Source organism: Fibrobacter sp. UWP2 (genome assembly GCF_900141705.1).
Classification (GTDB): Bacteria; Fibrobacterota; Fibrobacteria; order Fibrobacterales; family Fibrobacteraceae; genus Fibrobacter.
In genome coordinates, this window is record NZ_FQYM01000002.1 from 19151 (window position 1) to 31756 (window position 12606).

General features: G+C 56.9%; 8 protein-coding genes. 1 reads left to right on the plus strand and 7 read right to left on the minus strand.

Features of this window, described 5'->3' with window-relative positions; all coding sequences use genetic code 11:
* Nucleotides 1-6: 6 nt before the first annotated feature.
* From BUB55_RS02010 to BUB55_RS02035, 6 genes are all read right to left on the minus strand, one after another.
* Complete coding sequence (locus tag BUB55_RS02010) at nucleotides 7-507, minus strand: RidA family protein (RefSeq protein WP_073187776.1); 501 nt, start codon at nucleotides 505-507, stop codon at nucleotides 7-9.
* A gap of 132 nt (nucleotides 508-639) precedes the next feature.
* On the minus strand, nucleotides 640-2298 hold the full coding sequence (locus BUB55_RS02015; protein WP_073187778.1) for a sodium-dependent transporter: 1659 nt from the start codon (nucleotides 2296-2298) through the stop codon (nucleotides 640-642).
* Nucleotides 2299-2409: 111 nt separating this feature from the next.
* Nucleotides 2410-4683, minus strand: coding sequence for an aconitate hydratase (locus tag BUB55_RS02020; RefSeq protein ID WP_073187780.1), 2274 nt, complete (start codon nucleotides 4681-4683; stop codon nucleotides 2410-2412).
* Nucleotides 4684-4737: 54 nt separating this feature from the next.
* Nucleotides 4738-5706 (minus strand): glycoside hydrolase family 11 protein, encoded by a 969-nt coding sequence (locus BUB55_RS02025; RefSeq protein WP_073187781.1) that lies wholly within the window; start codon nucleotides 5704-5706, stop codon nucleotides 4738-4740.
* Between the two features lie 56 nt (nucleotides 5707-5762).
* Entirely contained in the window at nucleotides 5763-7076 is a 1314-nt protein-coding gene (locus BUB55_RS02030; protein WP_073187974.1) for a CobW family GTP-binding protein, read from the minus strand.
* 181 nt (nucleotides 7077-7257) lie between these two features.
* On the minus strand, nucleotides 7258-8142 hold the full coding sequence (locus tag BUB55_RS02035; protein ID WP_073187783.1) for a phosphoribosylaminoimidazolesuccinocarboxamide synthase: 885 nt from the start codon (nucleotides 8140-8142) through the stop codon (nucleotides 7258-7260).
* Nucleotides 8143-8207: 65 nt separating this feature from the next.
* Between BUB55_RS02035 and BUB55_RS02040 the strand changes: the two genes are divergently transcribed.
* On the plus strand, nucleotides 8208-8804 hold the full coding sequence (locus tag BUB55_RS02040; RefSeq protein ID WP_073187784.1) for a hypothetical protein: 597 nt from the start codon (nucleotides 8208-8210) through the stop codon (nucleotides 8802-8804).
* A 610-nt stretch (nucleotides 8805-9414) separates the two neighbouring features.
* On the opposite strand, the gene BUB55_RS02045 is transcribed toward BUB55_RS02040, so the two are convergent.
* Nucleotides 9415-12558: a GH116 family glycosyl hydrolase gene (locus BUB55_RS02045; protein WP_073187786.1), complete on the minus strand. Its 3144-nt coding sequence runs from the start codon at nucleotides 12556-12558 to the stop codon at nucleotides 9415-9417.
* Between the last annotated feature and the right edge of the window lie 48 nt (nucleotides 12559-12606).

Genomic DNA, 12606 nt, shown 5'->3' on the forward strand with positions numbered 1-12606 from the left:
TGAGCGCTATTCGATCCAGTTCATGCGTCCAGTGAACTGGAGTTCTTCTTTTACAGCCTGGAACGTGCAGCTGATTTCGACGGCAGCGTTCTTGGGGAGGGCGGTGACGCCCACGGCTGTGCGCGCGTGCTTGCCGTTTTCGCCAAGGATCTGGACCGCGAGTTCGCTGGCGCCGTTCAGTACGGCGGGTTGCTCGTGGAAGTCCGCGGCGGACTGCACAAAGCCCTGCATTTGCACCAGACGGAGCGTCTCGCCGTGCTCCAAAAGTCCCATGGCGGCGGCGATGTTATTTAAAAGGCAAATGCGGGCGGCTTCGGTTGCCTTTTCGACGGAAAGTTCTGTCGGGACGGTTCCCGTGTATGTCGAAAAGTCTCCTTTTACAGATGGGAGCTGGCCCGAGACGACGATGGTGTCGCCAAAGCGCGTTGCCGGGATGTAGGCGGCGAGCGGTACGGGGCACTCTGGCAGGGTGAGGCTCAGTTCTTCGACTTTCTTCTTGATATCCATATTCATTTCCTTCTTGTTTAAACTTATTTCTTTTTAAACACCTTCGAAAAGCAGAAGATGCATAGCCCGATGATGGCTGCCCACGAGGTGAGCATAAAAATGAGTCCGCCTGTTGTAAATTCTGCGTCCATGTTATGCCTCCTTAGTCATGGTTTCGTCGGAATTGCCGATAGGCATCTTCTGGATACCTGCGTTGCGTCCGCGTTCTGCGGTGCCGCCCTTGCGCCAGGCGTAGGCGATGGCGATGTTCAGCAAGACGACCAGCAAGAGCAGGAATCCGCGGAAACCCCACGTGAAGTACAGCTGCGAGAATTCCGTGCCGAGGAAGGTGACCTTCGCGTCGGCAGGGATGTTGCTGAGCGTGATGAGCGGGAGCCCGTCGGTCAGCGTGAACGACACGAGCAGGATAATCAGGTATGCCGGGCACACATACTGGATGATGGGCCTGAAGAAGTGGGGGAGCTTGAGCTGCGAACCTTCGTTCATCAAGGCGAATGCTTCGCTGTCTTCGCCTCCGTCGTCGGTTTTCACCTTTTGGCGACCGAGAATGAACGAGAACACGAGCGCCTGGATGGCGCCGAACACCACGAGTAGGAACGTGCCGCCCCAGAAGTCGAGTTCGTCGACCGTGCCGGCGGCAAGCCCGAAGATGGCGGTGAGGCCGCCGATAAACGTGATGGTGCTGATGGTCGTGACCGACTTTCTGCGGCTGAACTTGAGGTCGTCTTCGCAGAAGCTGATGAGCGGCTGGATGATGGAAATGGCGCTGGTGATGCCCGCGAAGAAGAGCAGGGCGAACCAGACCGTCTGCAGGACCCCGCCGAGCGGGAGCGTTCCGAACACGTACGGCATGGTCTGGAAGCCGAGCCCGAATGTGCCGAGTTTCGCGCATTCCTCGATGTTCGCGCCCGCGATGATGACTGCGATGGGGATGACGACCGTGCCGCCGATGATGATTTCGGCAAAGCCGTTCGTGGCGCTGGCGGTAAGGGAGGAGAGAACCAAGTCTTCCTTGGGCTTGAGGTAGCTCGCGTAGCACCAGATGATGCCCATGCCGAGGCTCATGGTGAAGAACACCTGGCCCGCGGCCGCCATCCAGACCTTGGGATTGGCGAGTTCGCTGAAGTTCGGATTCCACATGAAGGCAAGCCCCTTGCCGATATCCGGGAGTGTCAGCACACGCACCACGAGGATGATGCCGAGGATAAGAAGTATTGGCATGCAGATCTTATTCACGCGCTCGATGCCCTTGCGTACGCCGAAGGCGAGGACGACCATGTTGCAGGCGAACGTGATGAGGAAGAATATGATGGCGGAAGGTACGGGACCTACGCACGTCTTGAGCATGATGAAGTCGCCGAAGAACTGCGTCACCGCGGCGCTACCCTGTGCTGTCACCTCTATGAGCTTGCCCGTAAGGGAATAGTAGGCGAACGCGAGGATCCACGACTGGATGAACACGTAGTAGAAAACGATGAAGATGGGCGGCAAGAGGCCGATGGATCCCAGGTGCTTTGCCCAGGGCTTCTTCTTGCCGAAGATGATGTGGAGTGTGCTCGGGGCGGTGCCGTAGCCCTGCCTGCCCGCATAGCGGCCGAGCGTCCATTCCATCCAGGCGAGAGGAATGCCAAGGAGCAGGAATGCGATGAGGTAGGGGATGATGAAGGCGCCGCCGCCGTTGGTGGCCGCCTGTACTGGGAATCTCAGGAAGTTGCCGAGCCCGACTGCCGAACCAGCGACTGCCAAGATGACCCCTATCTTGGAACCCCAGTTTTCACGATTGTTTGTCATTTCTGATTCCCTGAAATTATGTAAAGAATGTGTTCTAATGAAGAAATTTAGTAAATGAAATATGAAAGCGCTCCCTTTTAGGGAGCGCTTTCTACACATGCGGCGTCGCGATTACTTGTTGTTCGCGCGGATGAGGTTGAGGGCGGAACCCGCCTTGAACCATGCCCACTGCTGTTCGTTGTAGGTGTGGCTCAGGGCGATGTTATCGACCGAGCCGTCCTTGTGGTGGGCGACGAGCGTGAACTCGGAACCCGGGGCGAACTTGGTGAGGCCCACGATGTCGAACACGTCCTGTTCCTGGATCTTGTCGTAGTCGGCAGCGTTCTTGAAGGTGAGGGCGAGCATGCCCTGCTTCTTGAGGTTCGTCTCGTGGATGCGGGCGAAGCTCTTCACGATTACGGCCTTCACGCCGAGGAAGCGCGGTTCCATGGCAGCGTGTTCGCGGCTGGAGCCTTCACCGTAGTTTTCGTCACCGATGACGATGGAGCCCGTTCCCTTGGCCTTGTAAATCTTGGCAAGTTCTGGAACTTCCTTGTATTCACCGCACTGGCAGAGGACCTTGTTCGTTTCGCCGTTGAAGGCGTTCACGGCGCCGATGAGCATGTTGTTTGAAATGTTTTCGAGGTGGCCGCGGTAGTTGAGCCACGGACCGGCCATGGAGATGTGGTCGGTGGTGCACTTGCCCTTCGCCTTGATGAGGAGCGGGGCTCCGGCGATGTCCTTGCCGTCCCAGGCCGCGAACGGAGCGAGAGCCTGGAGGCGCTTGCTTTCGGGGTTGATGGAAACGGTAATCTTGGAGCCGTCTTCTGCCGGAGCCTGGTAGCCGGCGTCCTTGACTTCGAAACCCTTCGGCGGCAGTTCGCACTGTTCCGGCGGGTCGAGCTTGACTGCTTTACCTTCGTTGTTCACGAGGGTGTCGGTCATCGGGTTGAAGCGGATGTCGCCGCTGAGGGCTGCAATCACGGCCATGAGCGGGGAGGCGACGAATGCATGCGTGTTCGGGTTGCCGTCGGCGCGCTTTGCGAAGTTGCGGTTAAAGCTGTGAACGATGGTGTTGAGTTCCTTCTTGTCGGCGCCGGCACGGTCCCAGCGGCCAATGCAAGGACCGCAGGCGTTCGTCATGATGGTGGCGCCGAACTGCTTGAACAGGTCGATGAGACCGTCGCGTTCGGCGGTGTAGCGCACCTGTTCGGAACCCGGGTTGATGAGGAGCGGGCACTTCGGGGAAAGACCCTTGGCGAGGGCCTGCTTGATCATGTTCGCGGCCATGAAGAGGTCTTCGTAGCTGGAGTTCGTGCAGCTGCCGATGAGGGCTGCACTTACGACCGGAGTAGATTCCGGCTTGGTTTCGGTGGCCTTGAGGGATTCTGCCATGTCGGTCACGGCAAAAGCGCGGTCCGGGCTGAACGGGCCGTTGAAGTGCGGCACGAGCGTGCTCAGGTCAATTTCCACAACGCGGTCAAAGTATTTTTCCGGATTTGCTTCGACTTCGGGGTCGGCCTTGAGGTGTTCTGCAATCTTGTCGGCGGCGGCGGCAACGTCGGCACGGCCAGTCACCTTGAGGTAGCGGCTCATGGAATCGTCGTAGCTGAAGGTGGAGCAGGTTGCGCCCACTTCGGCACCCATGTTCGCAATCGTTGCCTTGCCGGTGGCGGAGAGGCTGCGAGCGCCTTCGCCAAAGTATTCGATAATGGCGTTGGTGCCACCCTTAACGGTCAAGATGCCTGCGAGCTTCAGGATGATGTCCTTGGCGGTAGCGAAGCCCTGGAGCTTGCCGGTGAGCTTCACGCCGATCATCTTCGGGTACTTGAGTTCCCACGGAAGGCCTACCATGGCATCCACGGCGTCTGCACCGCCCACGCCAATCGCGAGCATGCCGAGGCCGCCGGCGTTCACCGTGTGGGAGTCGGTACCGATCATCATTCCGCCCGGGAAGGCATAGTTTTCGAGCACCACCTGGTGGATGATGCCAGCACCCGGGAGCCAGCAGTCAATGCCGTACTTGGCAGACACGGACTGGAGGAAATCGTAAACTTCCTTGCTTTCTTCCTTGGCGCGGGGGAGGTCCTTTTCGACACCTTCGCGGGCGATAATCAGGTGGTCGCAGTGCACGGAGCTCGGCACTGCCACGCGGGCCTTACCGGCGGTGGTGAACTGCAAAAGGGCCATCTGGGCGGTGGCGTCCTGCATGGCCACGCGGTCGGGGTGGAATTCGGCAAAATCCTTGCCGCGCTCGTAGGTCCTGTTCTCGGCGCCATCGATCAGGTGGCTGTAGATAATCTTTTCGGCGAGGGTGAGCGGACGGCCCAGCTGCTTGCGGGCAGCTTCAACGCGGGCGGGAATGCGGGCATACACGCCCTGGATCATGTCGAAATTGAAAAGCATAATAACCTCGTTAAAATTTCGGGGGCAAAGATAGAAAAAAGATTTATGCTCGTTTTACTTGATGGTGACTACGCTTGTGCCGGCGCCACCCTTGACAATGTAGGAACCTGCTTTCTTGACGCCAGCCTTGACCAAGTCGTTAAGAGGCATGCCTGCTTTTTGTTCGAGCGTGCACATGAAGCGACCTTGCATGTCGAATACCGAGTATGCCCTGTCCCTGTTCACGGACTGGATCTGGGCTATGCCTTCGAAAGGTTCAGAGGATTCAATATAAACTTTGGCGTAGGGGAAGTCGTAGGAGCCTCTGGCGTTTGCGCCACTGGTGCTGCCGGCTTCGCCAAGGATCTTGGCTTCGTGCATCTTGCCCATTTTCAAACCGAGTTCTTCCCATTTTTTGAAATGGGCGCTGATGTCGATGGTGCCGCAGTCGCGCGGGCTCTTGCGGACGCTGAAGTACTGCTTGAAGTACTTGTTGTCGCCATCGATGGAGTACGAGGTCCGGTCGCCTTCGTAAACGGTATATTCGGCACCGTCGATGGTGAATGTGCCGTGCTTCTTGGCGGAGGAACCCTGGGCTACCCAGTCGCCCGGCATGTACTGGCTACCAGTGTTGTCCACGATGTACCATTCGACGAGCGGTTCGCGGGTCCAGCCGTAAATGCCGATGTAAGAGTAGTCAATGCCATTGAGGTTGCTCTTGACCAGCTTGAAATCCGCCAGCATGTGACCGATTTCAGTGTGGGTCTTGTCGCTGTTGAAGGAGAGCCCCGAACGGCAAAGGTAGTCCTTTGCGCCGGTCATGTCGCAGCTGAAGGAACCATCGTCATAGAATGTCGCGGAACCTCCGTTACCGCCTTCGTTCCAAAGCTCATAGCCAATGCCGTTGTCAAACGAACCGACTTTGTTGGTGGAGAGCGTCACTTTGTTGCCCGAGTGCGCTGCCGTTTGGCAGAAGTCCTGGGCTTGGGCAATGGAGAAAGCTGCGCCTATGGCGATGACTGCGGTAACAGAGATTTTGTTCATTGTGAACCTACTTGTTGAAGAATGGATTCAGTTTATATACTGGAATATAAACTAAATCATTCTCCGAGGCAATCGTCGAGTACGGCAATAATCTTCTTTTTGTCCATGTGCTGGCCGATGAATACGAGACGGATGATGCGGTCTCCGTATTCGGCGTCCCATACCTTCACGAGGTCCGGGTTCTCGCGCAAGATTCTCTTCTGTTCCTCTTCGCTTTCGCTGGCGAACCAGGGACCGAAATTCTGTGCGGAAGCCTGCTTGCCGGCCTGCTCGAACAGGTAGCTGTTGTTGCGTTCGTCCTCGAACCACACGAGACCCTTGGTGCGGATGATACTCGTGGGGTAGTTGTCAAGGAACGTTTCGAACTTGTCGCGGACAAGCGGGCGGCGGCGTTCGTACACGAACGTGCTGATGCCGTACTCGTCGCCATGCGGATGGTCCTTGTCGTGGTGGTGGCCGCAGTGGCACACGCCGTGCTCGTGGTCGCAGTGGCTGTGATCTTCATGATCGTGGTCATCATCATCGTCATGATGGTGGTGATGTTCATGCTCGTCGTGGTCATCATCGTGATGATGGTGATGTTCGTGCTCGTCATGGTCATCATCGTCATCATCGTCATCTTCGTCTTCGGGCTTCGTCTCCTTCATGAGTTCCTTGGCCCAGGCGGCGGAGTTCCCGACCTTCTCGAAGTCGAACTGCTTGGTGTCGAGGATGTCCTTCATCTCGACCTTGCCGTAGTTCGTCTCGATCATCTTGGCTTCGGGCTGCAGCGCGCGGACCACCGCCTTCACGTGCTCGAGGTCGTTCTTGCTGATGGAATCGACCTTGTTCATGATGATGGTGTTGCAGAATTCAATCTGCTGGATGAGGAGGTTTGCGATGTCTTCTTCTTCGAGGTCGTTCGCGAGCAACTTCTGGCCGCCCGCGAATTCGTCGGCGAGGCGTGCGACGTCTACCACCGATACGATGTTGTCGAGGTGGCAGGCGAGGGGGCGCCCGTCGCGGCTCTGCAGCTGGCTGCCCGCCATGCAGATGGTCTGCGCGATAGGCACGGGTTCGCAGATACCGCTTGCTTCGATGAGGATGTAGTCGAACTTGTTCATCTCGAGGAGTTCGGCAATCTGTTCCAGGAGGTCGGTCTTGAGGCTGCAGCAGATGCATCCGTTGGAAAGCGGCACCACCTTTCCGGAATCTTCCTTCGTGATGTTCCCGCCCTTCTCGATGAGCGTCTGGTCGATGTTCACTTCGCCGATGTCGTTCACGATGACGGCGACGTGGTAACCCTGCTGGTTGTTGAGGACAAAGTTCAGGAGGGTTGTCTTTCCGGCTCCGAGGTAACCGGTGAGCAGCGTAATAGGTACAGATTTCATTTTCATATCCTTCGGATGAAAGTTTTTTTAAAAAGGTCGCAGGCCCTGGAGCCGACGACCAAATAGCGACCGCTCGGGCTAGAAGCTAAACAACAAGTTTAGGGCTGGCCCTCGCTCTCGCGACCGCGCCTAGTTAATACTAGGCGCTTGTCGCTCACAGAGAGCGTTCGTGCGAAACGCCTTACAATTCAGGCTTCTTGCCGGTGAGGCGTACGAAGATTTCTTCGTACTTCGCGAGCGTGTTCTTCACGACTTCGGCCGGGATTTCCGGACCCGGGTAGGTTTTGCCCCAGTCGAGCGTTTCGAGCCAGTCGCGGACGTACTGCTTGTCGAAGCTTTCCTGGTTCTTGCCCACCTGGTACTTGTCGGCCGGCCAGTAGCGGCTGGAATCCGGCGTGAGCACTTCGTCGATGAGCACGGTTTCGCCGTCGATTTCACCGAATTCGAACTTGGTGTCGGCGAGGATGATTCCCTTGCTGGCAGCGTAGTCGCGGGCCTTCGTGTAGATGTCGAGGGACATGCTCTTGAGTTCGGTGGCGACCTTTTCGCCCACGATGTCGAAGGTCTGTTCAAAGCTGATGTTCTCGTCGTGGCCGACGTCGGGCTTGGTGCTCGGCGTGTAGAGCGGAGTCTCGAGCTTCTGGCAGAGCTGCAGGTTGGAGGGGAGCACGTGACCGCAGATTCGGCCCGTCTTCTGGTAGTCCTTCCAGCCGGAACCCACAATGTAGCCGCGCACGATGCATTCCACGGAGTGGCGCTTGGCCTTCTTCACGATCATGGAACGGCCGCGCAGGTAGTCGGCGTGCTTCTTGAGCACTTCCGGGTATTCGTTCACGTCGGCGGTGATGAGGTGGTTCTTCATGCCGAGGTGCTTGAACCAGAACAGCGAAAGCTGGTTGAGGATTTTGCCCTTACCAGGGATCGGGGTGGGGAGCACCACGTCAAAAGCGGAAAGACGGTCGCTGGCGACCATCAGGAAGCTGTCGCCCAGGTCGTACATGTCGCGTACTTTGCCCTGGTGGAACAGCGGAACTTCGGTAATGGGGGTTTCAAATTTTAGACTCATAGTGCATGTAAATATAGAAAATTTGCGTTCCGTTTTTTTGCTATTTTAGTGAAAAACGGTAGAATATGAAAGTATTGAAAATAGCCCTCTTTTCCATGATTGCCATAACCCTCGGTTTTGCCGCCCCGGCACCGAAATCCTCGGCCGCCGCAGCACCCGCGGCACCTGCCAAGCAGGAACAGAAGTCGGCCGGACTCTCGGTTTCCCCCGAAGAGATGATCATCTTGATGGCCCTGTTGCAGAGCCCCGTATTCAAGGACAATTTCGTGCAGTCGTGCTCGGCCCAGTCTGCCGAATGGCTCGGTACTGCCCAGGCCGATAAGTCGTGCCAGTGCGCCTTCGACAAGCTTATCGGCGACAAGGACGCCATGGCCAAGATTCTCGGGTCCGTTTCTGCCGACGGAAGCAACGTCGATATCTCGAAGTGGGGATACGGCGTGGTGGAACCTTGCCTCCCGAAGGAATTCCCAGCCGAGATGGACGGTGCCTTCGTGAAGGAATGCCTGAAGCAGAAGGACCTGGACAAGCAAGTCTGCACCTGCATGCTCAAGTCCGTCAAGAAGGACTACACGGTCCATTCGCTGATCAAGACGGCCTTCGAAGACCAGAAGAAACTGGAAATGGACATCACGCTGAAAGCCGCCCAGTGCCTAGCGAAATAAGGAAGCTGGCGAACTTGAACCGATCTTGGTTTTTCGTCGAGGCCATCCCTACGTTGGGGGCGTCGCAATGATACTGGAAGATACATAACGGTTCGCTCCTCGACTGAACTGTGCAGTTTGGAGAAAGTCTTTTAGTTCATGCCGATTCTACGCAAATTTGGCGTTGATTTTTGAGAAAAATGCTTAAAATCTTGAAAAGATGTATATTTGGCGTATCGGTAATTTTGAAAAGATGTCCTCTTGTTGCTTTTTCAAAAAAAGAGAACTGCGTGAGCAGTTCTCTTTAAGTTTTGGATTGACGGCTTTGCCGTCCGTGGCTGCAGCTCACCAATAAAAATATGCTAGCATATTTTTGCTGGATTCGCCTTGCCACTATTCTATCGCGCCTTTGCGGACGCTCCAGAATGATTGCCTGCCGTTGTGAGCAACAAAGCCCCTGTTATTAAACAGGGGCGGTTGCGAGAGCGAGTGCCAGCCCTGTACTTGTTATACAGATTCTAGCACGAGCGGTCTCCGTGAGCAACAAAGCCCCAGTTATTAAACTGGGGCGGTTGCGAGAGTTTGCGCCAGCCCTAAACTTGATGCTTAGATTCTAGCGCAAACGGTCTCGTTAGTACAGCAGAGCGAACACCATTCCGGGACGGAAGTACTTACCGGCGGTGTACTTGAGTGCCGTGCTGTGGAGCAGCATGAACAGCGCGCTTGCTTCAACCTTGTTCGCCTTCGCGATGCTGCCGAATGCCTTCGTAAAGGCGGGCAGGTTGCGCGGGAGCTTCGGGCTGATGCGGGAATCTGCAAGCAGGGCGCCCTTCTTCAGGAGTTCCTTGTGCATCTTCTCGGCGGCGGTAGCGCTGAGGCCGAATGCTTTCACGAGAGCTTCCGGGTGCAGGCGGCAGGAACCGTTGAATCCTTCCGGAGCGGCGAACGGGATGCGAGCTTCTTCGTAGAGGTTGCGGATCATGGAATCGCCCATGTCGGCAGCCTGCTTTTCGAGACCATGGTGCATCATGGCGCACATGATGCTGTACTGGATGCCGATCCACACGTCGTGAGCCTGGAAGTTGAATTCATCGAGCGGGCTGCCGTCCTTACGCACAAGGTTTGCGGCACCGATGAGCGGGCTGTTGGCCTTGTAGTTCGTGTTGTAGACGCGGAGCAGGTTGGCCTTGGCCTTCTTCTCGTCGCTAATCGGCTTGAGGCCGAGCAGACGGAGGTAGGTGTCGGCGAGCATCGTGTCAGCGAACACGTCGTCGCAGTCGTTGGCAATCTTTGCGTTCCAGCTGGCGGTGAAAGCGTCCTTGCACTGGGCGGTGAGCCAAGCCTTCTTGAGGCCGCGGAGTTCGTTCTTGGAAAGTTCCACGTCGCTCGGGATTTCGCCTGCGTTCAGCCATTCGTTGATGGTCTTGAGGGCTGCCTTCACATCGTTGCCGTCAATGACGAGCGTTTCCTTGATGGCGTCGGCGAGTTGCGGGAGCTTGTCTGCCACAACGTCCTTCGCTTCCATCGGGGTCACGAAGAAGTGGTAGTAGCCTTCGGCTTCGTCCCACAGGGCTTCGTCGAATTCCTTGTTGGCGGCATCGGCCTTGGCGTTCCAAGTGTCGGCCTGCAGCTTGTCGCCGAGGATTTCGGCAATCTTGGCGGCGGCGCGGAGGCCTGCAATCCAGAGGCTACCGCAGTACACGGAAATGCCGTGGCTGGAGAGGTTGTCGAACGTGTCGTCGGTACCGTGGGTGAGCGGGAAGTTTTCGCCTTCGTTCACCATTTTCTCGAGGTACTGCATAGCGGCGTAGACGGCTTCCTTGCAATCCTGCAAGTTCTGCTTGTCCTGCGTCTTCACGTAATGGCGGAGAACCATCAGCACATACTTCGGAGCGAGATCCTTCCATTCCTTCACGTTGTGCCAGTCGTAGGCATCGGGTTCGGCATCGAAGGGGCTTCCGAGGTCGTGAATCACGGCGCCACGAACGGCGCGGGGACCTTCCAGTTTCGGGTCGGGCAGGTCGGCGTAGGGGAGGTTCACGTATTCGTGGTGGCGGCGGCGGTTATTGTTCACGGCGAGAATGGCATCGCCGAAGCGCTTCATCACCACGCCGTCAAGACGCGGCATCAGGGCCATGAGGCTGAAGCTTCCGTAGAAGTAAACGTCCAGGGAGTTGAAGAACGGATAGTCGGCGCATTCGCGAACCAAGAAACGGTCGTCCTTGTCCCACACGGTGGCTTCGGCGAGGAAGCTGAGGGTGTTGAGGGCGAGGCTCTTGAATTCGGCCTGCTTGGCAGCGGTCTTGTAAAGCTTTGCTACGGCCTTCTTCGGTACGAGGGCTTCGAAAGCCTTGAGGCGAGCGTCCATGTTCTTGTCGGCGGCGAGAGCTTCTTCGAGAATGGCGCCCACGCGGCCGTATGCTTCTGGGAAGAAAGCGGTGTACTTCTTGGCGGACGTAAGCTTGTTCAGCTTGATTTCGGGGAAATCCAGCACCAGGTTGAACTGGAAGCTGACCTTCTGCTTCGGCTTCAAAACGGCAGTCACGGCGACGGCGCCTGCAATCGTTTCACGACCGCTGTAAACGTTCTTGACCCAAGAGCCTGCAACGCGACCGCTCTGGAGAGCGCCCTTCAGCACAGAGGCGGCATCGTCCTGGTAGAACATGGGCTTCACGGAAACGTTCAGGTTATCCTTCTTGTTCCAGGCGACGGACACGCCCATGCAACCGTTGAAGTCGCTTTCGGCGAGAGCTTTTTCGTTGTAAAATTCGATACCGCGCACAGAGCGGCCATCCTTGAGTTCCTTGTCGAACTGCACTCCCTTCGGGAAACGAGCAGACGGCACCAGCACAAAACTGGAGTCCTGAACGCCCTGGCGGTCCTTCTTGGCCATGTAGCCCGTGATGCTGTCCTGAATCTGGACAATCGTCACTTCGCGGGTTTCCTTGGTGTTGTTTTCGAGAGTGAACACGGTGGCGTTCACCGGGAGGCTGGAGAGGCGTTCGTCACCCGGAGTCACGTAGCTGGACTGGGTCTTGGTGATAGCGACACCCTTGCCTTCGTAAACGGTTTCGCTCACCGGATAGAGGGCGGTATATTTCATCTTGGCGGCGTCGTAGCCCGGCTGGCCGAGGAATTCGGAGTCGTTTGCCCAGGCGGCGGTGAGGGCGCCTTCGCGGGCAGCCTTTTCGCCAATCATGCCGTCAAAGAAGTCAATGAGAACGGCGCGGTTGATAGCAGCGGTGTCCTTGCCTGCAGCGATCAAAGCCTGGGTGCGGTCGCTGAACTGAATGTGCCAGCGTTCAAAGGCGGCCTTGTTCGTTGCAAAAAGAGCCTTGTCGGTGAGCACCTTGTTGAGCTTGGCTTCGGCTTTTTTCTGGTCCTTCATGTCGGCATCGCCGAAAACGCGTGTACCGTTTGCATCGAGGAGCGGGAAGTTGTTGTTGTAGATGCTGAATGCGGCGAAGTTGCCAATCACAAGGGGAGCCTTTGCGCTTAAGACCGCTTCCTTGAAGAAGAAGTTGTTGAAGCGGAGGTCAGAGGGCTTTTCGGTGCGGACCTGCACGCCCGGCATCACGTTCATCACGGGAGTGGTGCCCGCAGGCGTTGCGGTGAATGTCGAGCCGATACCGCCGACAGCAATACCCGTGGTAGAAGGGGTCGTAGAAAGCGGGGTGTACCAGGGCTGGATAAATTCCACGGCGAGGCCCGGGGTCATCAGCTTCTGGACGGAACCGGCCTGTTTTGCGCCGGCGAGGTAATCTTTGATGCTCATAGTATGTCCATTTTGAGGAGGGTTAAATTTTTTCAGGGAATAAGATAG

Coding starts and splice junctions, on each gene's coding strand:
- BUB55_RS02045 (WP_073187786.1), bottom strand. CDS start 12,558: ATGAGCATCAAAGATTACCTCGCCGGCGCAAAACAGGCCGGTTCCGTC.
- BUB55_RS02020 (WP_073187780.1), bottom strand. CDS start 4,683: ATGCTTTTCAATTTCGACATGATCCAGGGCGTGTATGCCCGCATTCCC.
- BUB55_RS02030 (WP_073187974.1), bottom strand. CDS start 7,076: ATGAAATCTGTACCTATTACGCTGCTCACCGGTTACCTCGGAGCCGGA.
- BUB55_RS02035 (WP_073187783.1), bottom strand. CDS start 8,142: ATGAGTCTAAAATTTGAAACCCCCATTACCGAAGTTCCGCTGTTCCAC.
- BUB55_RS02025 (WP_073187781.1), bottom strand. CDS start 5,706: ATGAACAAAATCTCTGTTACCGCAGTCATCGCCATAGGCGCAGCTTTC.
- BUB55_RS02040 (WP_073187784.1), top strand. CDS start 8,208: ATGAAAGTATTGAAAATAGCCCTCTTTTCCATGATTGCCATAACCCTC.
- BUB55_RS02010 (WP_073187776.1), bottom strand. CDS start 507: ATGGATATCAAGAAGAAAGTCGAAGAACTGAGCCTCACCCTGCCAGAG.
- BUB55_RS02015 (WP_073187778.1), bottom strand. CDS start 2,298: ATGACAAACAATCGTGAAAACTGGGGTTCCAAGATAGGGGTCATCTTG.